Origin of the sequence: Pseudomonas sp. Q12-87 (genome assembly GCF_001269755.1) — a bacterium.
GTDB classification, from domain to species: Bacteria; Pseudomonadota; Gammaproteobacteria; order Pseudomonadales; family Pseudomonadaceae; genus Aquipseudomonas; species Aquipseudomonas fluorescens_S.
Window position 1 is genome coordinate 159,809 of sequence record NZ_LHVI01000022.1, and the last position, 24,697, is coordinate 184,505.

Annotated in this window: 19 protein-coding genes, 1 tRNA gene and 2 pseudogenes; 8 read left to right on the forward strand and 14 right to left on the reverse strand. The window is 57.9% G+C overall.

What is annotated here, in order from left to right; all coding sequences use genetic code 11:
* Positions 1–70 precede the first annotated feature (70 nt).
* Entirely contained in the window at positions 71–1,000 is a 930-nt protein-coding gene (locus AD663_RS16135) for a LysR family transcriptional regulator (RefSeq protein ID WP_003182701.1), read from the forward strand.
* On the opposite strand, the gene AD663_RS28450 is transcribed toward AD663_RS16135, so the two are convergent.
* From AD663_RS28450 to AD663_RS16160, 6 genes are all read right to left on the reverse strand, one after another.
* Positions 991–1,317: an antibiotic biosynthesis monooxygenase gene (locus tag AD663_RS28450; RefSeq protein ID WP_003182703.1), complete on the reverse strand. Its 327-nt coding sequence runs from the start codon at positions 1,315–1,317 to the stop codon at positions 991–993. The two genes, AD663_RS16135 and AD663_RS28450, sit on opposite strands and share 10 nt — an antisense overlap.
* A gap of 198 nt (positions 1,318–1,515) precedes the next feature.
* On the reverse strand, positions 1,516–2,268 hold the full coding sequence (locus AD663_RS16140) for a 3-oxoacyl-ACP reductase family protein (protein WP_003182705.1): 753 nt from the start codon (positions 2,266–2,268) through the stop codon (positions 1,516–1,518).
* A 55-nt stretch (positions 2,269–2,323) separates the two neighbouring features.
* Complete coding sequence (locus AD663_RS16145) at positions 2,324–3,100, reverse strand: alpha/beta fold hydrolase (RefSeq protein ID WP_003182707.1); 777 nt, start codon at positions 3,098–3,100, stop codon at positions 2,324–2,326.
* A 25-nt stretch (positions 3,101–3,125) separates the two neighbouring features.
* On the reverse strand, positions 3,126–3,635 hold the full coding sequence (locus AD663_RS16150) for a cytochrome P460 family protein (RefSeq protein ID WP_003182709.1): 510 nt from the start codon (positions 3,633–3,635) through the stop codon (positions 3,126–3,128).
* A gap of 24 nt (positions 3,636–3,659) precedes the next feature.
* On the reverse strand, positions 3,660–4,733 hold the full coding sequence (locus AD663_RS16155) for an alpha/beta fold hydrolase (RefSeq protein ID WP_003182710.1): 1,074 nt from the start codon (positions 4,731–4,733) through the stop codon (positions 3,660–3,662).
* 66 nt (positions 4,734–4,799) lie between these two features.
* On the reverse strand, positions 4,800–6,152 hold the full coding sequence (locus tag AD663_RS16160) for an epoxide hydrolase family protein (protein WP_053214139.1): 1,353 nt from the start codon (positions 6,150–6,152) through the stop codon (positions 4,800–4,802).
* 297 nt (positions 6,153–6,449) lie between these two features.
* Here AD663_RS16160 and AD663_RS16165 point away from each other — a divergent pair, with 297 nt between their 5' ends.
* Positions 6,450–7,703, forward strand: coding sequence for an MFS transporter (locus AD663_RS16165; RefSeq protein ID WP_053214140.1), 1,254 nt, complete (start codon positions 6,450–6,452; stop codon positions 7,701–7,703).
* 74 nt (positions 7,704–7,777) lie between these two features.
* Here AD663_RS16165 and AD663_RS16170 read toward each other — a convergent pair whose 3' ends face one another.
* Complete coding sequence (locus tag AD663_RS16170) at positions 7,778–8,743, reverse strand: quinone oxidoreductase (protein ID WP_003182717.1); 966 nt, start codon at positions 8,741–8,743, stop codon at positions 7,778–7,780.
* Positions 8,744–9,102: 359 nt separating this feature from the next.
* Here AD663_RS16170 and AD663_RS16175 point away from each other — a divergent pair, with 359 nt between their 5' ends.
* From AD663_RS16175 to AD663_RS16185, 3 genes are all read left to right on the forward strand, one after another.
* The gene (locus AD663_RS16175) at positions 9,103–11,946 is read left to right on the forward strand and encodes a PAS domain-containing protein (protein WP_053214141.1); all 2,844 of its coding nucleotides are present in this window, start codon (positions 9,103–9,105) and stop codon (positions 11,944–11,946) included.
* Complete coding sequence (locus AD663_RS16180; protein WP_003182723.1) at positions 11,946–12,317, forward strand: response regulator; 372 nt, start codon at positions 11,946–11,948, stop codon at positions 12,315–12,317. Before AD663_RS16175 ends, AD663_RS16180 begins: the two co-directional genes overlap by 1 nt.
* Positions 12,318–12,392: 75 nt before the next feature.
* On the forward strand, positions 12,393–13,010 hold the full coding sequence (locus tag AD663_RS16185) for a response regulator transcription factor (RefSeq protein WP_033046117.1): 618 nt from the start codon (positions 12,393–12,395) through the stop codon (positions 13,008–13,010).
* Positions 13,011–13,031: 21 nt separating this feature from the next.
* Here AD663_RS16185 and AD663_RS16190 read toward each other — a convergent pair whose 3' ends face one another.
* On the reverse strand, positions 13,032–15,935 hold the full coding sequence (locus AD663_RS16190; RefSeq protein ID WP_003182728.1) for a winged helix-turn-helix domain-containing protein: 2,904 nt from the start codon (positions 15,933–15,935) through the stop codon (positions 13,032–13,034).
* Positions 15,936–16,255: 320 nt separating this feature from the next.
* Positions 16,256–16,987: pseudogene (locus tag AD663_RS28455) on the reverse strand (IS3 family transposase); the annotation flags it as partial.
* 129 nt (positions 16,988–17,116) lie between these two features.
* Here AD663_RS28455 and AD663_RS16195 point away from each other — a divergent pair.
* On the forward strand, positions 17,117–17,926 hold the full coding sequence (locus AD663_RS16195; RefSeq protein WP_053214142.1) for an isocitrate lyase/phosphoenolpyruvate mutase family protein: 810 nt from the start codon (positions 17,117–17,119) through the stop codon (positions 17,924–17,926).
* A 673-nt stretch (positions 17,927–18,599) separates the two neighbouring features.
* Here AD663_RS16195 and AD663_RS16205 read toward each other — a convergent pair.
* The gene (locus AD663_RS16205; protein WP_053214144.1) at positions 18,600–19,178 is read right to left on the reverse strand and encodes a histidine phosphatase family protein; all 579 of its coding nucleotides are present in this window, start codon (positions 19,176–19,178) and stop codon (positions 18,600–18,602) included.
* 97 nt (positions 19,179–19,275) lie between these two features.
* The gene (locus AD663_RS16210) at positions 19,276–19,581 is read right to left on the reverse strand and encodes a hypothetical protein (protein WP_053214145.1); all 306 of its coding nucleotides are present in this window, start codon (positions 19,579–19,581) and stop codon (positions 19,276–19,278) included.
* A gap of 162 nt (positions 19,582–19,743) precedes the next feature.
* Here AD663_RS16210 and AD663_RS28460 point away from each other — a divergent pair.
* Both AD663_RS28460 and AD663_RS16215 read left to right on the forward strand, forming a co-directional pair.
* Positions 19,744–20,040, forward strand: a pseudogene (locus AD663_RS28460) (universal stress protein); the annotation flags it as partial.
* Between the two features lie 291 nt (positions 20,041–20,331).
* Complete coding sequence (locus AD663_RS16215) at positions 20,332–21,879, forward strand: TerC family protein (RefSeq protein WP_053214146.1); 1,548 nt, start codon at positions 20,332–20,334, stop codon at positions 21,877–21,879.
* Positions 21,880–22,141: 262 nt separating this feature from the next.
* Here the strand turns inward: AD663_RS16215 and AD663_RS16220 are convergent.
* From AD663_RS16220 to uvrC, 3 genes are all read right to left on the reverse strand, one after another.
* A tRNA-Gly gene (locus AD663_RS16220) sits at positions 22,142–22,217 on the reverse strand.
* Positions 22,218–22,280: 63 nt separating this feature from the next.
* Positions 22,281–22,841: a CDP-diacylglycerol--glycerol-3-phosphate 3-phosphatidyltransferase gene (gene pgsA, locus AD663_RS16225; protein ID WP_003182757.1), complete on the reverse strand. Its 561-nt coding sequence runs from the start codon at positions 22,839–22,841 to the stop codon at positions 22,281–22,283.
* A gap of 32 nt (positions 22,842–22,873) precedes the next feature.
* Positions 22,874–24,697, reverse strand: a complete 1,824-nt coding sequence (gene uvrC / locus AD663_RS16230; RefSeq protein ID WP_053214147.1) for an excinuclease ABC subunit UvrC — start codon at positions 24,695–24,697, stop codon at positions 22,874–22,876.

Here is a 24,697-nt window from a genome sequence, read left to right on the forward strand (position 1 = left end):
ACAGCAGCAAGAGCAACTATGCTCGTGTAACGTTGCCCTGTGAGCAACGCAGAATCCTGAAGGACAACTCATGCGCGAAATCAACCAGCAACGCTTGCGGTATTTTCATGAGGTGCTGACCCACGGATCGATCCGTGGCGCGGCTGACAGCATCAACACTTCGCCATCGGTGATCACGCGTCAGATCAAACTGCTGGAAGAAGAACTTGGCACCCGGCTGTTTGAACGCCAGGCCCGCGGCGTTCAGCCCACCGAGGCTGCCGCGCACCTGCTGGAGTTCTGGCGGGGCTATCGATCGCACCAGGAAAAGCTTGAAGACCAGCTCCAGGCGATCAAGGGTCTACAGTTGGGGCACGTGCGGGTCGTCATCAGCGAAGGGTACGTTGATACGTTGGTCGACCATGTGCTCGCGCCGTTCTGCGAACAGTATCCCAAGCTCGATATCCGACTGGACATCCTGCCCGTTGATGACGTCCTCACCGAGATTGCGGAAAATCGCGCGCATATCGGCCTGGCCTACAACCCTCCTCCCCACCCTCACATCGACTATCGAGCGACGTCCCGGCAACCGGTGATGCTGTTGGTTCGCCCGGACCATCCATTGGCCTTGAAAGGAACAATGGCAACCGTCGCCGATTTGCTCGACTGCCAACTGGTGCTGACTCCATCTACCTTCGGTATCGGCCATGCGCTGAAAATGCTCGAGTACGCCGAAAAGATAGAAATCCGTCCAGCTCTGGTCAGCAATTCATTGGCCGCCCTCAAGCGCCTTGTTGCATCCGGCGAGTTTGCTTCGCTGCTGGGCGAGGTAGCGGCCTATCGGGAAATCGCACAAGGCAGTCTCTCGGCCGTAGCCGTCGACCATCCACTGTTCCAGGGGATCGAGGCGAAACTGTTGGTGAAATCCGGACGCCCGCTGGCGGCACCCGCTCAAGAACTGCTGAACTGGATGCTGAAGCGCTTGCCGATGTTCGCGTCAGGCAGCCCTGATCATCCATGAGAAATAACGCATTGATCTTCAGCTGAATTGATAACAAAGCTATTGAATTTAATCCGACTTGCCATACCGACTCTCAACATATCCATAAACCCGGCTAGCTTTGGATGATCAAAATGTGCGCGCATCTGACTCTCCGATTCCCAGTAACCGCTGACGATCCAGGAATTTTTTGCGCGACGATTATCGGTAATTGCGTATCCCATACACTCTGAGGTCTCAAGAAGCGCACGAACAATGTGAGGAAGTGTCGAGCAGACTTCGCCCACTCGCCCGGGTGCGGCATCAATTTCGACGGTATTGATTGCTGAAATTAACATTCTCAACCCTCCTGCATGATCTACCGGAAATCCTGCCGTATTCACACTGATCATCGGTGACCTGATCGAGGCACTTGGGGCGCTATCGCTCGCGGTATTGCTCCTGATACCGGGCATCACGCCAATGCTCGACACGCTGCACGGCCATACCTGCAGACGTCCTGCGCTTGACCTGAGCAATACCGCGAGACAGCAGGTTCAGGCCAGATATCCGCCGTCGACCGTCAAGCTCGCGCCAGTGACAAACGAAGCGTCCTCACTGGCAAGGTAAGCGGCCATTCCAGCGATCTCGTCAGCGGTACCGAGCCGGCCCAGCGGCACCAGTTTGATCACATGATCCAGATAAGGCGCATCGGCCGGGTTCATGTCGGTCGCCGTCGGACCGGGTTGAATGTTGTTGACGGTGATGCCGCGCGCGGCGAAATCCAGGGCCAGACCACGCACCAAACCGACCAGCGCGGCCTTGGTCATCGAGTACGCACTGGACCCGGGGAAACCGGTACGCTCGCCGGCGACACTGCCGATGGTGATGATTCGGTCACCGCGACTCATGACCCTGGAGCAGACCTGAATCGCCACATAGGCGGCGCGTACGTTTACCGTGTACATATTATCGAGCGCCTCGACACTGAATTCATCGACTGAGCCGAGCCCCAGAATTCCGGCGTTGTTCACCAGGATATTCAGCGCACCGAAATGCTCTACCGTGGTGCCGACGGCACGCTCGATATCCTCTGCGATCCGGCTGTCGGCCTTGATCGCCAACGCCTTGCCGCCGTGTGCCCGAATGTCGGCAACCAGCGCCTCCGCCTGCGCATCGGATGCTGCATAAGTGAAGGCTACGGCGGCGCCCTCCAAGGCCAGTCGGCGCACAATTGCAGCGCCGATGCCGCGCGAGCCACCGGTGATCAGAGCAGTTCTGCCGATAAAACGTTGTGAGTTGCTGGTCATCTTCTTACCTTCCACTGAGGTTCATTGGAAACGTGCGTCCGCACGCCGATGGGCATTACTTCGCCGTGGCGGCTTTTTCGATCAGGCGGGCAACCGGTCCCGGGTTCGAAACCATCACGACATGGGACGCGCCCTTGACGACTTCCACACCTTTGGCGGCGGCGCGCTTGGCCATGAAGTCCATGGCTTGCGGCGGGATGTTCTTGTCCTTGTCGCCATAGATGTACCAGGACGGAACATGCTTCCAGGCGGGTGTGCCGGACTGTTCGTTGAGCGCCGCTTCCGTCACCGGGCGCTGGGTGGCAGCCATCAATGCGGCCTCTTTCGTGGGGACGTCAGCGGCGAACTGGTCGTGAAACTTGTCCTGCTGGATGTACAAGTCCTTGCCGCCATCGGCCAGCGGTACAGGCGCAGCAAGGGTTGGACCCAGCGTGCTGCCCGGGAATTTGCCAGCCAGCCCGGCGACGGTTTCCCCGGCTTCGGGTGCAAACGCACTGACATAAACCAGCGCTTTGACGTTCGCATGGTCGTTGGCCGCATCAGTGATGACGTTGCCGCCATAGGAATGGCCGACCAGTACTACAGGCGAATGAATACTCGTCAGCAATGCCGAGATTGCCGCGCCATCGCTTTTTACGCCGCGCAATGGGTTGGCGGCGGCAACCACCGGGTAACCATCGTTCTCAAGAATCTTCACCACCCCATTCCAGCTCGACGCATCGGCAAAGGCGCCGTGGACGAGCACGATCGTGGGTTTTTCAGTTTGTGCCCAGGCGGTTGTACCCATACTCAGGCTGACGGCGACGGCCAACGTGGCCAATATTTTTTTCATTGCAGACTCCGGATTTGATGGGAAATTAAGGGGCGAAACGAGTGAAGACAAAATCGTGATTGCGCACTCGCGCCTGGTGACAGGCGAAGCAGGTTTGGTGCTGGGCTTCATCGGCGGGTTTACCATTGATAAACCGCCCGAATCCCCATCCCCCGGTCGCTGCATATTTCTTCGAGTCTTTGACCATGACCTGCACGGTCGTGGCCGCACCCGGGATGGACGCCGGCTCGAATTCCGGGGACTGAACATGTTTCCAGGCAAGCTTTACCAGCACCGTGCCGTCAGGGAATGGAAGCGTTGAATCCTGATAAGCCTTGATAGCCAGATCATTGCCCAGCACGGCTCGCAGCTCGTCCAAAGGTGCTGCTTCCTGCGCCGGTGCGATCAGCGGCCATAGACGGTAGCTTTCAGGCAACTTCACGCCATAGATCGGGGAGGCGTCGCCATTACCGGCGTCGCCCGAGGCGACACCGGTGGCGGTCACTGCTGCGGTTGCAATGGCAGCCGACATCACTGCCAGATATTTGAGCTTCATCGTTGCCATCCTTTCAGCCGGTTCTCAAAGGTGATCGGCATCGATCACTGCCTGGGCGAAGGCTTGCGGCGCTTCTTGCGGCAAGTTATGGCCGACACCACCGCTGATCAACCGGTACTCATACTTGCCAGTGAAACGCTTGGCGTACGCCTCGGCAGGTGGATGCGGTGCGCCATTGGCGTCACCCTCCATGGTGATGGTTGGCACACTGATGGATGGCGAGGCCGCGAGTTTCTTCTCCAGCGCATCGTATCTGGCCTCGCCCTTGACCAGCCCCAGGCGCCAGCGATAGTTGAAGATGGACACAGGAACGTGATCCGGATTCTGCAAAGCCGCGGCGCTGCGGTTGTAGGTCGCGTCGTCGAAATTCCATTGCGGCGAGGCCAGCTTCCAGATCAATTTGGCGAAGTCGTGGGTGTTTTTTTCGTAGCCCAGACGGCCGCGTTCTGTCGCGAAGTAGAACTGGTACCACCACTGCAATTCGGCGGCGGGCGGCAACGGTGCCTTTCCGGCGTCCTGGCTGCCGATCAGGTAACCGCTCACCGCAACCAGTGCCTTGACCCGTTCAGGCCAGAGTGCCGCGACGATATCAGCCGTGCGCGCGCCCCAGTCATAGCCGCCGAGTACGGCTTGCTTGATCTGCAGCGCATCCATGAAGTCGATCAGGTCGGTCGCCAACGCGCAGGGCTGACCATTGCGGAGCGTCTTGGCGGAAAGAAAACGCGTATCGCCGTAACCGCGCGCGTAGGGGATCAATACGCGATAGCCTTTTTCTGCCAGCGCCGGGGCAACGTCGGTGTAGCTGTGAATATCGTACGGCCAGCCGTGCAACAGGATCACCACCGGGCCGTCAGCCGGGCCGACTTCGGCATAGGCAACATCCAGCAATCCGGCCTTGACGTGTTTCAACGGCCCGAAGGAAACGTTGCTGCCAACGGTAATTGGCGAAATTTTTCCGGCAGGCACTTCAACGGCATACGCTGCCGAGGACGCCATGCTCAGCACACCTGCTTGCAGCAAGACGATCGCCATGATGGATCGTGCGAGCAGATTGCGGTGCGGTGAAACGGCTGTGTGATTCAACGCGAGTGTTTTCATGATGAGTCTCCCAACGGAACCGCGCATGTGCGGTTCCAGGCGTTCAGATCAGGTTGATGGCCAGATTCAGTGAGTCGCGGACTTCTGCGCCGCAGCTCGCAGTGGACGGAAGGCTTCGCGTAGTTCTTCGCTGAACAGTTGAGGCTGTTCCCACGCTGCAAAATGGCCGCCCTTGCCGACTTCTTTGTAGTAAGACAGCGATGGATACGCGCGCTGTGCCCAGACTTTCGGAGCGCGGTAGATTTCATGCGGGAACACGGTAATCGCTACCGGCACCTTGATGTCGGCAGTCTTCTGCGCGGCGGCGCTGAAGTTATTGTTGTTGTTCTCCCAGTAGAAACGAGAGGACGATGCGCCCGTGTTCGTCAGCCAATACAGGCTGATGTCATCGAGCATTTCATCGCGGCTGAGCACGCGCTCGGGATGACCGTCGCTATCGGTCCATGCGGCAAATTTTTCATACATCCACGCTGCGGTGCCCGCGGGCGAATCGGCAAGCAAGTAGCCGATGGTCTGCGGCCGAGTCACCATCATTGCGCCATAAGCGGCGTTTCGACCGAAAAAGGTGCTAAGGGCGTTATAAGCGTTGCGTTCAGGTTCAGTCAGGCCGGCCGGTGCCGGGTCGCCGCTGCTGATCGGCTTGACAAGCTCCGGCGGTACCGTCGCCGGCATGTTCAGGTGGATACCCAGCAAACCGGGTGGCGCCAGACGCCCCAACGCATCGGAGATCACCGAACCGTGGTCCCCCCCCTGAGAGACGTAATGGGTGTAACCCAAGCGTTTCATCAGAACATCCCAGGCCTTGGCCACTCGATCCGGCCCCCAGCCGAGTTCAGTCGGTTTGCCGGAAAAGCCATGGCCAGGAATCGAGGGGATCACCACATCGAATGAGTCTTCTACACGCCCTCCGTACGCCGTTGGGTCAGTCAAGGGGCCGATGGAATCGAGGAACTCGAACTGCGAGCCGGGCCAGCCGTGAGTCAAGATCAGCGGCATGGCATTGGGGTTGCGCGAACGGACATGGATAAACTGGATGTCGACACCATCAATGGTGGTCACGAACTCCGGCAACGCATTGAGCTTCGCCTCGGCTTTTCGCCAGTCGTAACCGTTGCCCCAGTACTTGACCAATTCCTGAACCTGCGCCAGTTGCACACCTTGAGAGATATCACTAACCGTTTCTTTGTCAGGCCAGCGGGTGTTGGCGATGCGTTTGCGCAGATCGGTCAATTGCGCTTCGTCGACATTAATCCGGTACGGACGAATGGTTTGCGACTGGGTCACAGCGGCGGTGGCGTTCGGCTGTTCAGCAGCAGTACTGGCCGCCCATGCACCGCAACTGGCAGCCAAGGTCGCAAAACCGAATACGCCTGCCTGGACGCGCCTGCGCCATGTAATAACGGGGGAAGCCACATGCATGATGAATCTCCTTTAGATGTCGGTGCCCTGCTGCCATGACTGGGGTCGGGTTGACCTGATGTGCCAGATCGCAGGTCTGAGCGGCGTCATCTGCAACAGCGCAGTCGACGCAAGTTGATCAAATCACCGGCGGGACTCGAGGACGATTACACAATGGTGTTGATCGATACTTTGGTATCAGAGGCGAGAGCAGACCGGCTTTGTCACTACGTTGGCGAGTAAAAAAAAGCTCGACGGCGCTACCGCGCGTTGCCAGCATGGAAACCTTTTCAAAGACAACAACGTTCAGGAACACCGATGCGTGGAAAAACAATGTCCGCAGAGGCCGATGACAGTGCCGCGTCCTCCTCGCAATGGCAGGTCATCGGCCTTTGCATGCTGTTCAATGTAATTGATGGTATGGATGTGATGGCCATGGCGTTTACCGCCAGCAGCGTCGCGAACGAATGGGCATTGTCGGGAGCGCAAATCGGCATGCTGCTGAGTGCAAGTCTGGTGGGCATGGCGCTAGGTTCTTTATTGGCTGGGCCCACTGCCGATCGTTGCGGACGGCGGCCGATATTGCTGGCTGGGCTGATGCTCAGTGGCGCGACCATGCTGCTATCGTTCTGGAGCCCGGACCAAGGCTGGCTAATGGTCTTGCGCTTGTTTACGGGCATCGGTACCGGCTTGGTACTGGTAGCCGCCAATGTGCTGACTTACGAGCGGGCCAGTGAGAGTCGTCTACATCTTGCCCTCGCCCTGCAATCGATGGCTTTTGCATTTGGCGCCAGTCTAGGGGGGCTGTCGGCCCATGCACTGAATACTGGCGCCGGCTGGCGGTATGTCTTTTTGCTGGGTGGGCTGATCACTTTGGCGACGGCTTTGACGGGCGCAATCTGGCTGGGTGAGTCGCGCCAGTTTCTCCAGCTTGATCGGCGATCACTTCACTCCGGCACCGCAAGCTCGCCCTGCGTAAAATATCGACAGTTGTTTGCAGCAGGACAATGGACCCAGATCACAGCCCTTGCACTGGCTCTGCTGTTGCTGATGTCGTGCTTTTACTTTGTGATGAGCTGGACGCCGACACTGATGACTCAAAACGGCTTTTCCGAAAAGCAGGGCGCTGTCAGTGGCGTACTGCTCTGCCTTGGCGGCATGTCCGGGGCGCTCCTGATGGGTCTTACAGCCAACCGTCTGGGCTGCCGGCGATTGTTGCTGAGTTTTCTACTTTTCAATGGCGGCGTGATGATGCTGATCGTACCGGCCGCAGGCGCGGCTGATCTGGCCATAGTTGCGTGCGTCACCACGGGACTATTGCTCAATGGTGCTATCGCGGCAATCTTCATCTTGGCGCCCCAGGCATTTGACACAACCATTCGTACCACGGGCGTTGGCGTGGTCCTTGCTGCGGGGCGAATCGGGGCAATTATCTCGCCAATTATTGCGGGTCTGCTTTTGGATGCGCGATGGACCGCGCAAGATTTGTTCACATTTTTCGCAAGCAGCCAAGTACTGGCTGCCCTGCTGCTCTGGCGTGGCTACAGAGGTCCGAGAACGTGCAGCACGTAGTGATTCAGTGCTCATGTGTTTACCAGTTCATAGCGGTAGCTCCGAGCAAGGTTGATGAGCAACAAGGTTGCCGATCACGGGTTGATTATCAGCTTGCCGGACGTCTGGCGCGACTCGATATCACGATGCGCCTGCTCGGCTTGCGCTAACGAATAACGCCGGCCAATGACGGTTTTCAACTTGCCCTCTATCACCCAGGCGAACAACGCACGGGAGCGCTCGAGCAAGGCTTCACGGCTGCGCACGTAATGCATGACCGACGGATACGTCAGCTTGATGCTGCGCGGCAGGGAAAAAATATCGATAGGCGCAATCGGGTCCATGAACGGGCCGTATAGCGCCAGCGTGCCGAAGTAGTCGAGCAGGCTGACCGAGTCGGCGAATCCTTCTGCCCCGGTGCCGTCATACACCACATTGACCCGCTGGCCTTCAGTCAGGCGCAGCACCTGACTGGCGACCTGGCTCGCCCGACCGATCACAACATAGTCGGCCCCGGCAGCAATGACCGCGTCGACCTTGTTCTCCTGCGAAACGCGACCGATCACCTTGCCGCCGCGTAATTTGATCATTTGAGTGAGCATCTGCCCCACTCCGCCAGCCGCAGCATGCACGAAGGCAATGTCACCGTGACCTATGGCATAAACGCTGTGAACCAGATTACTGGCCGTCAGGCCCTGCATCATCAGGCTCGCGGCCGTGTCGAAGTCGATGGCGTTGGGCAGAGGCACCAATTGACTGACGGACGCCAGCACTTGCTGCGCATAACTGCCGGGCACGTAATGCCAAGCCACACGATCACCGACCTGGACTTCGCTCACGTCCGGCCCGATGGCCAGGACGATGCCTGCGCCCTCCACGCCGGGCGTCAGTGGCAACGACGAGGCTGCGCCCAGTCCCCGGCGAGTGCCGGTGTCCATGAAGTTGATACCCGCCGCCATGACCTTCACCAGCGCCTGACCGGGTCCCGGTGCTGCCAACTTGATTTCCTCCACGGACATGACCCCGGAATCGCCAAAGGCATGCATCACTACCGCTTTCATAAATTTTGAACCTGCTGCATGGACGACCTGCCCCTGCCTGATTCGAACCAAAGCGGGAAAAGGTGCGTCACGTCTGATCATTCAATCGTCGAGCGACGATGAAACCCGTACCAATGCTGACCGGGGGGTGTATCCAGGGTGTTTCGAGATCGGCGATGACTGCATGCTGATGTAACTACGCTGGCCATCGATACAGTCGCTTACAACGGCTGTTCCGGATCGTTCGCAGGAGGGGGCTGCGCGTTGCGGCGCAGTGCAATGGCGGGGATATTTATCGAAAGCGACACCAAAGTATGATGGGCGAGCGTCGGCACAAAGGCGCATCTTATTTCAATGGCGACAGCACGATGAGAAACGGTATGGCGAATGACCTCAAGCGCGTCATGGACGCGCTGCCGGGTGTGGTATTTACCGCACGGCCAGATGGTTGCGTCGATTATGTCAATCTGCAATGGCACGACTATACGGGGCGCGATGCCAATGATGCGCTAGGGAGCAACTGGCAGTCCGCAATCCACCCCGATGATCGCACGAACCTGCTCGAACGTTTGCACGCCGCGGCGGACAGTGATGCACCTCGGCCGGTTCACGCCCGTCTATTGCGCTTCGACGGCGCTTATCGTCGGTTTGCCTGGCATTTCTCGTCACTGGAAGATCATCCCGAGAGTGCGCGCAAATGGTGTGCGCTCGGCACCGATATCGAGGCGAGCCACCCCCCCGACACCCGCGATGCGGCCAACCTGTTCGACGTCAGCTCGATCATCGACAGCATTCCGTCCATGGTTGCGTTCATGAAACCGTCCGGTGAGCTGGAGCGGGTCAATCGCCAGATCGAGGATTACATCGGGGCCCCACTCGATGTCCTTAAAAGCTGGGCCGCCGGCGATACGGTGCACCCGGATGACCTTCCAACAGTCATCGCCGCCTGGATGCATTCGGTCACCACCGGTGAACCGTACATGATCGAGCACCGAATTCGCCGCTTCGACGGTGTATACCGCTGGTTCCATGTGCGAGGCCTGCCGCTGAAAGACCTCGAAGGGAACATCACCCGCTGGTGTGTATTGCAGGTTGATATTGACGAACGCCGACGTGACAAGGCGCTGATCGCGAGGGCTCTCGCAGAAGTCAGTGCTTCAGAGGATCGCCTGCGCAATATCATCGATGCCGTGCCCGGGTTTGTCTGGAGCGCTTCGCCGGAAGGCAGCGTGGGTTTCGTCAATCAGCGCTGGTGCGATTACACCGGCATGTCGCTCAGCGAAGCGTGCGGCAGCGGCTGGACGGCCTCAATCCATCCCGACGACGCGGACGCGCTGGATGTCTATTGGCGAGGGCTTTTGCAATCGGGTAATGCTGGTGAGTACGAGGCTCGCCTGCGACGCTTTGACGGTACCTACCGCTGGTTTCTGATCAGGGCCGTGCCCCAGCGGGACGACGCTGGCCGAGTGCTGCGCTGGTATGGCGAGAACACCGATATCGAAGATCGCAAACGGGCGGAGATGTTGCTCGATGGCGAAAAACGCTTGCTTGGCCTGATGGCTGGAGGCTCGTCGCTGCCGCTGATCCTGCAGACACTTTGCGAACTGGTGGAAGTCTTTCTCGAGCGCTGTGTTGCCAGTGTGGTTCTGGTCGATCTGAAGCGCTCCGAAGGTGCACAGGAGCATGCGTTGCGAATGCATCAGGGCGCGCCGACAAACATGCCGACCGACTTGTTGCCGGGGGCGGATGACAAGCTGCTTCGCGCCGAGCGCTGCCCTATCGTCATGGCGGCCACCTTCAACACGCCGATCATCTCCAACAACCTGTCGCAGGAGTCGCGCTGGAATGGCTGGTGCACGACGGCCCGCTCCCACGGTTTCCGGGGACTCTGTTCAATGCCGATTACCTCTAACAGCGGAGCGATCACGGGCGTTCTTTCGATATTGCACCGGGAAGCCGAACCGCTTTCACCGGAACAGCAGAATCTGATCGCGCAGTTCACTCACCTTGCCAGTATCGCCATTGATCGTGTGCGCGCCGAAGCTGCGCTCAAGCAGAGTGAGGCCTTTCTTGCCAAAGCCCAACGCCTGAGCGCCACAGGTACGTTTTCCTGGCGAGTGAGCACCGACGAAATCACCTGGTCGGATGAGGTCTATCGTATCCTCGAACTGGATTCGGCAACGACGCCGGGCTTCGACGCCATTTACCGACGCGTTCATCCGGACGACATATCGAGCCACCGGGAAATGATCAGACGCCAACGCCGCAAGGGACGTGACTTCGAGCATGAGTATCGACTGCTGATGCCCGATGGCACCGTGAAATATGTGCGTCTGGTCGCACATTCGATCAAGGAACCTGAAGCCGGCCTGGAATATATCGCCGCGCTGCAAGATATCACTCAGTGCCGCCTTGCCGAGGAGGTACTGAGCAAGGCCCGCTCCGAGCTGACGCATCTGGCCAGAGTGGCAAGCCTTGGCGCGGTCACCGCTTCGATCGCCCACGAGGTCAACCAACCTCTTTCCGGGATCATCACCAACGCCAGTACCTGCCTGCGCATGCTCGGGGCAAATCCGCCGAACGTCGAGGGCGCCCGGGAAACTGCGCGACGAACCATTCGCGATGGAAATCGCGCCGCCGATGTGATCAACCGATTGCGTGCGTTGTTCTCCAAAAAAAGCATCACAATCGAAAACGTGGACCTTAACGACGCGACCCGGGAAGTCATCGCCTTGCTGTTGGGTGAACTGCAACGCCACCGCGTCGTGCTTAACCCACAATTTGCCGATGCACTGCCGCTGGTCAAGGGTGACAGGGTTCAACTCCAGCAGGTGATCCTCAACCTCATCATGAATGCCGCGGAGGCGATGAGCACCATCAACGGTCGCTCCCGACAGATGATTGTCAGCACCGGTTTGACGGAAGATCACAGTGTTTTCCTTGCGGTCAAAGACAGCGGAAGCGGTGTTGATCCTCAGGACATGGAGCGTATTTTCAATGCTTTCTACACCACAAAAAGCACCGGAATGGGGGTTGGCTTGTCTATCAGCCGCTCCATAATCGAGCGCCACGCTGGCAACCTTTGGGCTCACGCCAACGACGGACCGGGGGCGACCTTCCTGTTTACTATCCCGCTTCGGTCTGTGCCCCTCGCAGGAGATATGGAATCGCCCGTCCAGCCGGACGCAAATGACATCTCCGACCACGCTATGGAGGGTAATTGATGGGCATGCCTCTGCTCGTTTCAGTCGTCGACGACGATGAGTCAGTTCGTGAATCGTTGCCAGACCTGATCAAAGAGTTCGGCTTCGCAGTCCAAGCGTTCGCTTCAGCGCAGGAGTACCTGGCGTCCGATTATCTTGAGCTCACACGCTGCCTCATTTTGGACGTAGCCATGCCGGGCATGTCGGGGCCGGATCTACTAAAAGAATTGTGGCGTCGCGAGTACCGCATTCCGGTCATTTTCATCACCGCGCTGGGCGACGCCAGCGAACAAGCGCAACTTCGGCACTATGGCGCAGTGGAATGTCTGATCAAGCCTTTCAGCGAGGCACAACTGCTCAAGGCATTGAGCGCCGCGCTTCCGCTTGATTGAACCAGCAGCCGGATACAAGGAGCTGACATCTTGAACTCGAAAAACGCCTTTACCCCTGGATACGGAGCATCACCGATGCATGATGACATGCCCGTGGTGTTCGTCGTGGATGATGATATCTCTGTGCGTGAATCGCTGGAGCTGTTGATCCGCTTCGCGGGATGGCAGCCACGACTTTTCGAGTCGGCTCAGGATTTTCTCGATGCACCCCGGCCGCTTGTACCCAGTTGCCTGGTGCTGGACATCAATCTGCCGGATCTCAATGGCCTCGATCTGCAAACATCCATCGCAGGCGACAGGCGCAACATGCCCATCATATTCATCACCGGCTATGGTGATATCCCGCTAACGGTTCGGGCCCTGAAAGCGGGTGCGGTGGAGTTTCTGACCAAGCCTTTTAACGATGATGTGTTGCTAAAAGCCATGGCCGATGCGCTGCAGAGCAGCCATGCTGCACTCGACGGAGAAAAATACCTTCGCAAACTGTTGGAGGCCTACCGAACACTGACACCTCGAGAACAGGAAATCATGGCATCGGTGGTCAGCGGACGTTTGAACAAAATTATCGCAGCCGATCTCAACATCAGCGAGATCACGGTCAAAGCTCATCGAGGTAAAGTCATGCGCAAAATGAAAGCCCGCTCGCTGGCCGACCTGGTAAAAATGGCCGCACTGATTACCCCCGTTAATTGAGATTCGCTGCGCACAACGGCATCAAGACGGGTGTGTATCGCCCAGGGTTTTCTGCCAGAGTGCTTCCAGTCGGCACACATCAAGTGTGTCGAAGCCTTCCGATACCCTTTCACGGCATACCCTGAGCAAGTCCACCGCCTGCAGCCGATAGCCCTGTTCCAGCCATAATTTCGCCAGGTCCATCGACGCCCTCAATTCCCAGGCCCAGGCACCCTGCTCCCGGCTCAAGGTACGCGCCTCTTCAAGCATGACCGACGCAGCATGCACGTCATCGCCATCCATGACCTTGATGAGACCCGACTTGATTCGCAGCAACTCCGGCAGTGCAAAGGCATCACCGCTGGCGCGGCAATGACTGATCGTACCGTCAACCAATACCCGGGCTTTTTCATATTGGTGACGCAGAATCAAGCCTTCGGCCAGCGAGATTTCGAATGAAGTCGTGAGCAGTTCGTAGCGCATGCCGTGCAGCTGCGCCAGACTTTCTTCGAGCACCGCGACAGAATTGTCGGGCTGCTCGGCGCGTATGGCGATCGCCGCACGCAAGCCATGGGCCGCGGCAATGTAAGGGCCGAGTGCGTTGGATTCGGCGATCGTGGCGAAGCGTTCGAGACTTGCCGCCGCCTTCTTCAAATCCCCCGTCCAGATATAAATGCACAGGATCCAGACCATTGCTATGCAGTAGGTGACCGAGTGATGCAGCGCACATGCCTCGGCCTCTATCTGCTCTGCCCAGCGTCGGGCCTGGTCAGGGAAACCCTGTAGCCACAGGGTTCGAGCCAACGCCAATCCGGTGCGATTACGATGATCGAATCCGTAGTAGATCGTACCGCTGCGTTTTGACGGCAAGCTGTTACGCAATGAACGTTCCAGTTGCTGTCGAGCAAGCGGCTGGTTGCCAAGCAGATGGTGGGAAATACCGGCAAGCGAAGCGGCAATGGCAATCGCTTCAGGTTTGTTCAGAATGTTGCCGACCTCGCTGGCCTTTTCAGCCCATGCCAAAGAAGAAGCAAAATCTCCGATGCGCTCATAGAAAATCTGTAGCCGTCCGAGCAGCCTGAGTTGGGACCCGTAATCGGACAATGAGATGGCGATGTCGAGTGCCCTGAGCAGAGCCTTCTGCGCCGCCTCGCTGTTGCCACGAGTGAACATAAGCACCAGACCCAGCGCGGCTTGCAATTCCATTTCAGTCGGCGTGCCGAAGTAACCCAGCTCGAGTAATTCAGCCGCCCGTGTGCACCAGGTCCGGCACTCGACCAACAAAGAAAAATGCAGGAACAACGGTGCGCTGGCCGCTGCCAGTGGTAACGCGAGCCCTGGATCACCTTGCGGCCCGAAGCTCCACTCCAGCGAACTCCTGACGTTGCCCAACTGACTGGCAAGGCGCTCCGAATTGTCGAAAATCTCATTGGGCGAGGTGCCTAGGCGTCCTAGCAGATCCATATAGAAAGCCGCATGCCTGAATGCCAGAGCGTTGACCTCGACATCACCTCGGGTGGCCAGCTTCTCCCGGGTGTAGGCGCGCGTCATCTCCAGCAGGCGGTAGGTCCACTTTAAATCGCTGTGATCAATGGTGACCAGACCTTTACAGACCAACTCATCGAGGATCTCCGCCGCGGCGGCAGTGTCGATCTGGGTGTCGGCAATGACTTGGGATGCCGCTTCCTGAGAAAACGGTCCGACGAAAACCGAAAGCCGCTCCAGCGCCAGACCCTGCAGCGGCGACAGCAGGTTGTAGCTCCAATCGAGCATCGCGCGCAGCGTTTGATGCCGTGGCAAGGCCGTCCTGCGTCCTGACCAGCCCAGTGAAAAACGCTCGCCCAGCAATGCGTGCGTGGTTTTCAGTCCATGGCTGGCAACGCGCATTGCCGCCAGCTCGATCGGCAGTGCCATACCCTCCAGACGTTGGCACATGTCGGCAATCAATTGCGCATCATCATCGTCCAGCATCAGTGATGCGTTACCCGATGATGCACGCTCAACAAACAGTCTGATCGCTGAAAAACCCAGCAACTCATCGATAGAGAGGTGCTGAGGTTCGCGGGGAAATTCGAGAGGATTGAGCCAGTGAACATATTCGCCACGGGCCCGCAGCGGTTCGCGACTGGTGGCCAGAACCCCGACCTTCGGGGCCGCGTCACTGATTTGCTCAACGATCACTGAAACCGCATCGATCAAATGTTCACAGTTGTCGATGACCAGCAACACCCTTTGCGTGCGTAAGTGCGCAAGCAGTACAAACATGGAGTCTTCGGCCTGAACCGGTATTTCCAGCGACCTGGCCAGCGCCGAAAGCACCAGCGATTGGTCTTCGACCTGGGCCAGGTCAACGAAACGGGCAGTCTGGTAACCCTGTGCGCAAATGCGGTGCGCCACCTCGATCGCAAGGCTGGTTTTGCCAACACCACCGGGGCCGACGATGGTAAAGAGTTTGGGCTGCAGCATGTGGTCGATAACTAATTGAAGATCGGTTTCGCGTCCGAACAGCTTGGCTCGCGGTGGTAAGTTGCATTGGGGCTCCACACGCTCGCCGTCGGTAGCTTGTGCCTCGATAACTGTTGGTTGGCTCCTGGGCGGTTGTGTTTCCAGAGGTGCCACAAACGCGTATCCCACACCGACCTGCGTGGAGATGTATCGCGCGTTTTCGTCACCATCACCGAGAATCCGCCGCAGGGCCGTCATATGAAAGCGCAGGCTGCCTTCCTCGACAATGATATCGGGCCATACCTGCTTGATCAGGTCGCTCTTGGTCAGCACCCTGCCCGGACGCACCAGCAAGGCAATCAATAAATCCAGTGCTCGCCCACCGATCTCGACTGGCGCTCCATTTTTTTCAAGCAACCTTTTCGCGGGCACGACGCAGAATGGGCCGAAAACATAATGGGTGGTGTTTGATTCGTGCGATTCGGCTGGAAATGACTCCACGAGGATCGTTCTCTCAAAATGGGGCGTTCGCCGGTTGGAAGCCGTTCGTGCAGGCCTCGAAATCATAGGTATATTGCACGATCTTTCAAATCAGATCATTCCACCAAACGTTTGATATTCAGCATTTCGCCGATGTTGGCCTGGATGGTGGATGAAAAAGACATCGAGCAATCAGGGTCAGTTTCATACGACTTTTCCTTGAGGGGTGGCGGGTTCAACTGGGAGATGGCGCCGACGCATCAGGCGATAGGCTGCCGGGATGACAAACAGAGAAAGCAAGGGGGCCGCAATGTGCGGCGTCCACGGCGGTTTGTACGTTGTAAGCCATCGTTGAATTGGTGGGGCCGAATCCAGTTGTAGCGATGCATCGAAAAATGGCTGATATCACGTTGTGCTTCCTGTGCAGTCCGATAGCCCAGGGTCGGTACCCATTCCGTTTTCAAGCTGCGGAATACGCGCTCAATCCGTGCATTATCCCGGCAGTTTCCTCGTCGACTTATGCTCTGACGCATGCGGTATCGCCACAATCGCTGGCGAAAGAGTCGGCTTGCATATTGCGATCCCTGGTCCGAGTGGAATAGCAGATCCGAAGGCCTGCCAAGCTGCTCGTAGGCCATATCCAGCGCCTTGATCACCAGTTCCGCGCCTGGCTTTTCCGACAGCGCCCAACCCACAATCCGACGCGTACACAGATCCAGAATTACAGCCAGGTAATGCCATTTTCCTTGCGCCCAAATGTAGGTGATATCGCCGCACCAGATTTGATTGGGGACTGGCACATCAAACTCGTGGTTCAATGTGTTCGGGATATCGAGTCGTTCAACTGTGGCTCGTTTGTAAGCGTGGGAGCCAGGTTGTTTATTGACTAAAGCAAGCTCGCGCATCAAGCTGCGCACTTTGAATCGACCAAGTTGTTCACCGTCTTCACGCATCAGCGAAAGGATGCTGCGACTGCCCGCAGCACTGCGACTTTGCGAGAACAGCTCACTGACTCTACGCAATCGAAGCCGTTCAACATCGGATGTACGGCACCGCAGGCGCTGGGCGAAGACCCGGAGGCTAGAGACCGATCACCTTATATTCGGATTCCAGGTCTCTACAACGTGACCGGCCATGACTTCTTGATAGAAACTATCTGTAAACATCAAAGAAAAAATACTCTGAAAGGATTTTGGATTGTCATGACCACACTGGATAGCACTTTTCATAGCCTGCATCAGAATGGACTGCTGGTCTTGGCCAACGTGGCCGATGCAGGCGGTGCGCGCATCGTTGAACACCTAGGCGGCAAGGCAGTCGCTACCAGCAGCGCAGCCATGGCTTGGTCCCACGGTTATCAGGATGGCAACAAGCTGCCTCTCGACCTGCTAAGCATCACCGTCGAGTCGATGGCACGGGTGCTCAGCGTGCCACTGACAGTGGATATCGAAGGCGGCTACTCGGATGACCTGGATCAGGTCGGCCAAGTGATCAACGCCGTCATCTCCGCCGGGGCAGTCGGAATCAACATTGAAGACGGCCTTGGCTCTCCAGAGCTGCTTGTTCGCAAGATCGACGTCGCGAGAAGAATCGCAAAACAGGCAGGCGTCAAGCTGTTCATCAACGTACGGACCGACGTTTATCTTAAAAATCTGTTCCCCGCTGAACAACGTCTAGAGGAACTCCTGAAACGCGCCGCACTGTATGCCAGCGCGGGGGCGGATGGTCTGTTCGCCGCCGGCGTGGTTGACTCCAACGAAATTGAAACCCTCTGCCGGGGAACCAAGCTGCCAGTCAATCTGCTGTCACGGGACGGGCTGCCTTCCCCCGACGAGTTAAAGCGTCTGGGCGTTAGACGACTCAGTGCGGGCTCCAGCATCGCCGAGTTTCTGCACGGTGCCATGGGAACATTAGTCCGCAGTTTCTTAGACAACGGCCAACTGGACATCCATGCTTTGAAGGCCCATACATACGGCGAATTGAACGCTTTGATGGCAGCGAAAAGCGAGTAGTGCCTTATCGCAGGACAATCAACCCCCGGCTTAGACGGTGTGCAAAGGGCGTCGATAGAAGCGCAGAACAGTTCGTGATAACCCCATCGACATTTAGCAGGATGGATCGCCCTTGACCCACGAACGAAGCTTGTCCAACGTAGGCGTCTTGACCCCGATCGTGCTCCAGCCCTTGAGTGTGTATAGCTTTATCTCAGCGAATGCCTGCAGGAGCAGGCTCGATAATGATGATCGCCAAGCTGAGCCTCACGCCTTGGGCAACCATACGCTGCGTGATCTGTCCGCTACCGAGTTCTGAATCGAACTCGCCTTCTGTGGTGACAGGAGTCCCCAACGGCGAGTGTTCCAGACACATTCGGCTTGCCTGACGGATGTGGCACGAATAACCTGCTCGGCCGCCCATTTGTCGTCCGCATCTGTTGGGTCAGTGTCTCGTTATTGGCACGGCCGTCCCCAGGCGACTGAGGCCGATGCCCGTGCAATGACAATGAAATCGTGATCTTTGACCAGTTCGATAAACGCCTTGGAGCCGACCTCGCACACCGCAAAACCCGCCTTTGGCGAACACGAGTGACGGGTAAACCGCAGGCCTTGTTCCTGCCTGAGGATTTCGTAGACACCCAGCCCGATAAAACCACTGGCGTTTAAAAGCAGTACCCTCTTCACCTGTCAGTCATCCTCCTGGCGCTAAAGCCTCAACCGTAAAACACCCCGAGCGATACACCGTACGGAACTGCATGCCCTGTCTTTGCAGCGTCTTGCGCACGGTCCTCAGGAACATGCCGTGGGAGACCACGACCGTGGTCTCCCCGGTCGTGGTGCACGCGGTATAAAGCTCATCGGCTACTTCCACGGCACGCAGGTGTTCCGATCTTCGGGATGCGGCCCCCAACGAAATACCCATCAGCCAAAGCACGCGATGCGAGGCGAACCATTGCCTCAAGCCCATCTTCAACAAAGGCACGCGACCCAGCCGCAGGTCGAATTCCTTCAATCGGTGGTCTTGCCGGATACGTCCGGCATCGAACAGCCGGCAGGCCGTGGCATAGGCTCGATTGATCGGCGATGAAATGATGTTCAGCCCTGGCATCATCAGCGGCCCGGACAACTGCGCACGGCTCAGGAAGTCGGCAATTTCGGCCTCATCGATCGACGAAGTCTGGTTGTACTCATCCAGCAGCACTTTGGCCGAGACAGCACCGCAGCGTCCGTAGTCGATCAGGGGAGTGGCGTGGCGTATCAAATAAATCACAGTGCCTTCCAGGGTCTATTTGAATGTTTTATTAACAAAAACTTTTGTCATATATTCATGTTTTCCAAACCTGATACCGACAGGCTCTGGCAGGCCGTCACCAAACGTCGTCGCCAGGATCGTGAAGCACTTGACTCTTGGCGACCAACTCGCCTTGGCCATAACGATGAAGCTGAATAACCGTCAAGCGCCGGGTCAGAGACAAAGCGCTGGTGGTTTCGTCGTCGATTTCGATCCAGAAAGGCACGACACTCTTATTGTCGATAAGCCGTGGCGCCGAAATCCTTCGGGTATTGACGCCCATCCGCTTCAACAGACGCTCGTTGCCCACGGCTGTAAAGGCAATCAGCCGAAACGCGCCTTTCGAACGTGCGACGTCGATGACTTCCTTGACCAGTTTCACTGTATTTCGCCAAGCTTGCTCAGCCGTCAGTTACTTGCCCGGTTCGACAAACGAATCCGTGGCACTGCATGATCCAAGATTCTAATTCGATGATGAGACGCTTCTTTTGGCCGCTCAAGTGTTTGCCCACATCGTCCATAGCGAACTGGGTTTGGGCGAAGAAACCCGCTGTCCGAAGGTCTGCCAATTCATATCGTCATGGTTGGAACGGACTCTGAAGAAAACCAGAGCGAGCCGGAAAAAGCACGATCCACACTAGTCTCTTCTGGCTCGCTGGTGCATGCCGAGATCCGCCCAGTCGAAGTCGAGTCGGTACTGCATGCGTATCAGGCAGAACACGGCACTGACCTCCTGGTCATGGGGGCTTACGGGCACTCACGCATCAGGCAGTTTCTGGTAGACAGCACGACCACGACGATGCTGCGAACATCCACTCTACCCGTATTGCTGCTTCGCTGAACCCGTTTCCTCGACCACAGTATTTCCATGACCGCCGAAATGCTGTGGCCATCCTGGACGATATTCTCATCCTCCGCCCCGTCAGATCCTGTAATAAATCGCCTCGTATGAAGTGTTGGAAAGCGTTGTAGGATTTCTTTCCACAATTATTTCCAGGTCCGTATGAGCACCCTCCAGGAACCTCCCAGTCGCCTTTCGAAGAACCGTTATCTCTCCTATGTTCCAGCGGCCTGGATATACTCGTTGCAGCGCTCTCCCCTCGCATTGATCGTCCGAGGGAGCGAATAATCCATGGAGTGGATCGTTGACCCCACCGCATGGCTCGGCCTGCTCACCTTGATCGTGCTTGAGCTGGTGCTCGGCATCGATAATCTTGTATTCATCGCCATCCTGGCTGACAAACTTCCGCCCGAGCAGCGCGACCGTGCCCGTATCATCGGCCTGTCCCTGGCGTTGCTGATGCGCCTTGGCCTCCTCGCCAGCATCTCCTGGATGGTGACCTTGACCAACCCGCTGTTCGAGGTCTTCGGCAAGACGTTCTCGGGCCGGGATTTGATCATGCTGTTCGGCGGTGTGTTCCTGTTGTTCAAGGCAACCATGGAGTTGCATGAGCGACTCGAGGGCCACGTGGCGCAACGTTCCGGCAACGCCGCCTACGCGATGTTTTGGCCTATCGTTGCGCAGATTGTGGTACTGGACGCGGTCTTTTCCCTGGATGCGGTGATCACGGCCGTGGGTATGGTGGAGCACCTGTCAGTCATGATGATCGCGGTGATGTTCTCTATCGGCTTGATGATGATCGCGAGCAAGCCGCTGACAAAGTTCGTCAATGGCCACCCTACCGTCATCATGCTGTGCCTGGGTTTCCTGATGATGATCGGTTTCAGCCTCACCGCCGAGGGCCTGGGTTTCCACATTCCGAAAGGTTACTTGTACGCCGCGATTGGTTTCTCGATCATGATCGAGCTGTTCAATCAGTTGGCACGCTCGCGTCGCAAGAAAAGCCTGCAAGGTCTTCGGCCGATGCGCGAGCGTACCGCCCATGCGGTGTTGCGCCTGCTGGGCGGTCAAAAGCTGGACGCCGATGAAGTCGGTGAGGAAATCGCCGACATGCTGGAAGGCGACGAACCGGAGCAGGTTTTCCATCGCCGCGAACGGGTGATGATCAGTGGCGTCCTGCAACTGGCCGAGCGCCCAATACGCAGTGTGATGACACCTCGTGCGCAAATCGACCACCTCGACTTGGCAAATGCTGCGCAAGAAATCCGTACAGCGCTGATGCACTCTTCGTATTCACGCTTGCCGTTGATCCGGGAAGGACGCGTGGATGAGCCACTAGGCTTTGTCCATAAGAAAGAACTGCTTAAGGAAATACTGGCGGGCAATCAGCCGAATCTGGAAGTCATGGCGCGCAAAGCCATCAACCTGCTCGACAGTTTCACGATCCTCAATGCGCTGGAACAAATGCGTAAGGAGTCGACCCACATCGCGTTCGTGGTGAACGAGTTCGGTGACTTCGTCGGCCTGCTCACGATGACTGACATTCTGGAATCCATTGCAGGTGAGCTGCCGGATGCCAGTGAAATCGAAGGCCCGAACATTGTTCCCCAGCAAGAGGGTTTCCTCGTCAGCGGAGCCCTGAATCTCAGCCAGGTTCGCGAACACATCGGCTTCCAGGCGAAAGCGACGGAAAATTACCAGACGCTTGCCGGGCTGGTAATGAGCCTGCTGGATCGCTTGCCCATCATTGGAGATACGCTCAGTTGGCAAGGATGGAGCATGACGGTGATGGAGGTTGAAGAGCGTAGGGTAACCAGGGTGTTGTTGCGTAAGGAATAAACGTAGAACGAGGCCGCGGTTGCGGCCTCACCGCCACCACCTCATCGTTTACGACAGCACACCAAACACTCCAAGCGCGCGCCTTATCCTGCTCTATCGGCATCGAAACGACGAGGTAATCGACGTTGCCTGACTCCTCTATAACGCCATGGATGTGCAACTGCACCTGCCCAACGACTGATCAAAGATGCCAAAGCTTACGCCTCAGCACTAAATTTCAGGCAAAAAAAAGCCACTCATCTGAGTGGCTTTTTCTGAATCTTGGAGCGGGAAACGAGACTCGAACTCGCGACCCCGACCTTGGCAAGGTCGTGCTCTACCAACTGAGCTATTCCCGCGTCTTGGTGTGGCGCATTCTATAGATTCAGATTACGCCGTCAACCCCTTGATTCAAAAAAGTTTTATTTTGGGTCTACGTCGGTCCGAAGATGCGGCCAGGCGGCGCGCAGGTATTGGACCATCGACCACAGTGTCAGGCCGGCGGATATCAGCAGCAGCGCATAGCCCAGCAGCACCCAGAAGCTGAAGTCCGAGGGGTTGGCCAGCAGGATCACCAGCGCCAGCATTTGCGCGGCGGTTTTCCATTTGCCGAGGTTCGACACGGCAACCTGGGCGCGGGCGCCCAGCTCGGCCATCCATTCCCGGAGCGCCGATACGACGATTTCGCGCCCAATGATCACCGCCGCTGGCAAGGTCAGCCAGAGGTTGCCGTGTTCCTGCACCAGCAGCACCAGGGCCACCGCGACCATCAGCTTATCGGCCACCGGATCCAGAAAGGCGCCGAAGGGCGTGCTTTGCTCCAGGCGTCGGGCGAGGTAGCCATCCAGCCAGTCCGTCGCGGCGGCGAAGGCAAAGACCGAGGCGGAGGCCATGTAGCTCCAGTGGTACGGCAAATAGAACAGCAATATGAAGATCGGGATGAGCAGGACGCGCAGAACGGTAATCAGGTTTGGGATATTCATCGGCACAACTGGCTACGAGGTTGACGGGCATTCTACTCGCTGTGCAGGTTTGCATAAATCGACTCAGCGAGCTTTTTACTGATACCGGGTGCTTTGGCTATCTCTTCGATGCTGGCACGAGACAGCTCCTGCAATCCACCAAAATGTTTGAGCAGGTCGCGACGGCGTGTCGGGCCGACCCCTGCCACTCCCTCCAGCGTAGACGTACGGCGGGTCTTGCCGCGCCGGGCGCGGTGCCCGGTGATGGCGAAACGGTGGGCTTCGTCGCGGATCTGCTGGATCAAGTGCAGCGCCGGCGAATCGCCCTTGAGGGTGAATTCATGGGCGGCGTCGTTCAGGTACAGGGTCTCGAAGCCGGCCTTGCGGGTTGCGCCCTTGGCCACGCCCAGCAGGATCAGGTCGGGCACCATCAGCTCGTTGAGCACATCACGGGCCATGGACAATTGGCCTTTACCACCGTCCACCAACAGGATGTCCGGCAGCTTGCCCTCCCCGTCCTTCAGCTTGCCGAAGCGCCGCATCAGCGCCTGGTGCATCGCCGCATAGTCGTCGCCTGGCGTCACGCCTTCGATGTTGTAGCGGCGATAATCGGACTTGATCGGGCCTTCTGGACCGAACACCACGCAGGAGGCTACAGTCGCCTCGCCGCTGGAATGGCTGATGTCGTAGCATTCCAGCCGTTGCGGCGGCTCGTCCAGGTTGAGGACGTCGGCCAGGGCATCGAACCGCGCCGCCACGTGCTGCCGATTGGCCAGGCGTGCGCCCAGGGCCTGTTCGGCGTTGGTCACGGCCAGTTGCTGCCAGCGCGCCCGGGTGCCGCGCACGCGGTGGCTGATGGACAATTCACGGCCGCGAAGCTTATCGATGGCTTCGATCAGCGCTGGGAAGTCTTCGTGCACCACGTTGACGATCAACTCGGCAGGCAGGTCGCGTTCCGGGCTGCTGATGTAGTACTGGCCGAGGAAAGCCGCCATGACCTCGGACACGTCTTCCTCGATACCTACCTGGGGGAAGAAGTTCTTGCTGCCCAACACACGACCGCCCCGCACACTGATCAGGTGCACACAGGCACCGCCCGGGTTAATGAACGCGGCGACCACGTCGACGTCGCCACTGCCGCCTTCCATGCTCTGCTGGTCCTGCACACGCCGCAGCAGCCCGATCTGGTCGCGCAGCTCGGCGGCCCGCTCGAACTCAAGGTTGACCGCCGCGTCTTCCATCGCCGCCGAAAGCTCGTCGGTCAAGGCGTTGCTGCGGCCTTCCAGGAACATCACCGAGTGACGCACGTCCTCGGCATAGACTTCAGGTTCGACAAACCCTACGCACGGCGCCTTGCAGCGCTTGATCTGGTATTGCAGGCAGGGCCGGGTGCGGTTCTTGTAATAGCTGTCTTCACACTGGCGAACGAAAAACGTCTTCTGTAGCAGGCTCAGGCTTTCACGAATCGCCCCGGCGCTGGGATAAGGCCCGAAGTAGCGGCCCTTGGCCTTCTTCGCGCCCCGATGAATACTCAGGCGCGGAAAAGCCCCGTCGGACAGGAACACGTACGGGTAGGATTTGTCATCGCGCAGCAGGATGTTGTACGGCGGGCGCCATTCCTTGATCAGCGTCTGTTCGAGCAGCAGCGCTTCGGTTTCATTGGCGGTGATGGTGGTTTCGATCTGCGCGATGCGCCCCACCAGGGCAGCGGTCTTCGGTGCGAGGCCGGTCTTGCGAAAGTAGCTCGCCAGGCGTTTCTTGAGGTTCTTGGCCTTGCCGACATAGAGCAGGCGCGCATCGCTGTCGAACATGCGGTACACGCCTGGACGGCCGCTGCAAGTGGACAGGAACGCGCTTGGATCAAACAATTCAGTCAT

What these genes read in the sequence shown, in the direction of transcription:
- AD663_RS16135 (WP_003182701.1), top strand. Translation starts at nt 71, where the DNA reads ATGCGCGAAATCAACCAGCAACGCTTGCGGTATTTTCATGAGGTGCTG.
- AD663_RS28450 (WP_003182703.1), bottom strand. Translation starts at nt 1,317, where the DNA reads ATGTTAATTTCAGCAATCAATACCGTCGAAATTGATGCCGCACCCGGG.
- AD663_RS16140 (WP_003182705.1), bottom strand. Translation starts at nt 2,268, where the DNA reads ATGACCAGCAACTCACAACGTTTTATCGGCAGAACTGCTCTGATCACC.
- AD663_RS16145 (WP_003182707.1), bottom strand. Translation starts at nt 3,100, where the DNA reads ATGAAAAAAATATTGGCCACGTTGGCCGTCGCCGTCAGCCTGAGTATG.
- AD663_RS16150 (WP_003182709.1), bottom strand. Translation starts at nt 3,635, where the DNA reads ATGAAGCTCAAATATCTGGCAGTGATGTCGGCTGCCATTGCAACCGCA.
- AD663_RS16155 (WP_003182710.1), bottom strand. Translation starts at nt 4,733, where the DNA reads ATGAAAACACTCGCGTTGAATCACACAGCCGTTTCACCGCACCGCAAT.
- AD663_RS16160 (WP_053214139.1), bottom strand. Translation starts at nt 6,152, where the DNA reads ATGCATGTGGCTTCCCCCGTTATTACATGGCGCAGGCGCGTCCAGGCA.
- AD663_RS16165 (WP_053214140.1), top strand. Translation starts at nt 6,450, where the DNA reads ATGCGTGGAAAAACAATGTCCGCAGAGGCCGATGACAGTGCCGCGTCC.
- AD663_RS16170 (WP_003182717.1), bottom strand. Translation starts at nt 8,743, where the DNA reads ATGAAAGCGGTAGTGATGCATGCCTTTGGCGATTCCGGGGTCATGTCC.
- AD663_RS16175 (WP_053214141.1), top strand. Translation starts at nt 9,103, where the DNA reads ATGGCGAATGACCTCAAGCGCGTCATGGACGCGCTGCCGGGTGTGGTA.
- AD663_RS16180 (WP_003182723.1), top strand. Translation starts at nt 11,946, where the DNA reads ATGGGCATGCCTCTGCTCGTTTCAGTCGTCGACGACGATGAGTCAGTT.
- AD663_RS16185 (WP_033046117.1), top strand. Translation starts at nt 12,393, where the DNA reads ATGCATGATGACATGCCCGTGGTGTTCGTCGTGGATGATGATATCTCT.
- AD663_RS16195 (WP_053214142.1), top strand. Translation starts at nt 17,117, where the DNA reads ATGACCACACTGGATAGCACTTTTCATAGCCTGCATCAGAATGGACTG.
- AD663_RS16215 (WP_053214146.1), top strand. Translation starts at nt 20,332, where the DNA reads ATGGAGTGGATCGTTGACCCCACCGCATGGCTCGGCCTGCTCACCTTG.
- pgsA (WP_003182757.1), bottom strand. Translation starts at nt 22,841, where the DNA reads ATGAATATCCCAAACCTGATTACCGTTCTGCGCGTCCTGCTCATCCCG.
- uvrC (WP_053214147.1), bottom strand. Translation starts at nt 24,697, where the DNA reads ATGACTGAATTGTTTGATCCAAGCGCGTTCCTGTCCACTTGCAGCGGC.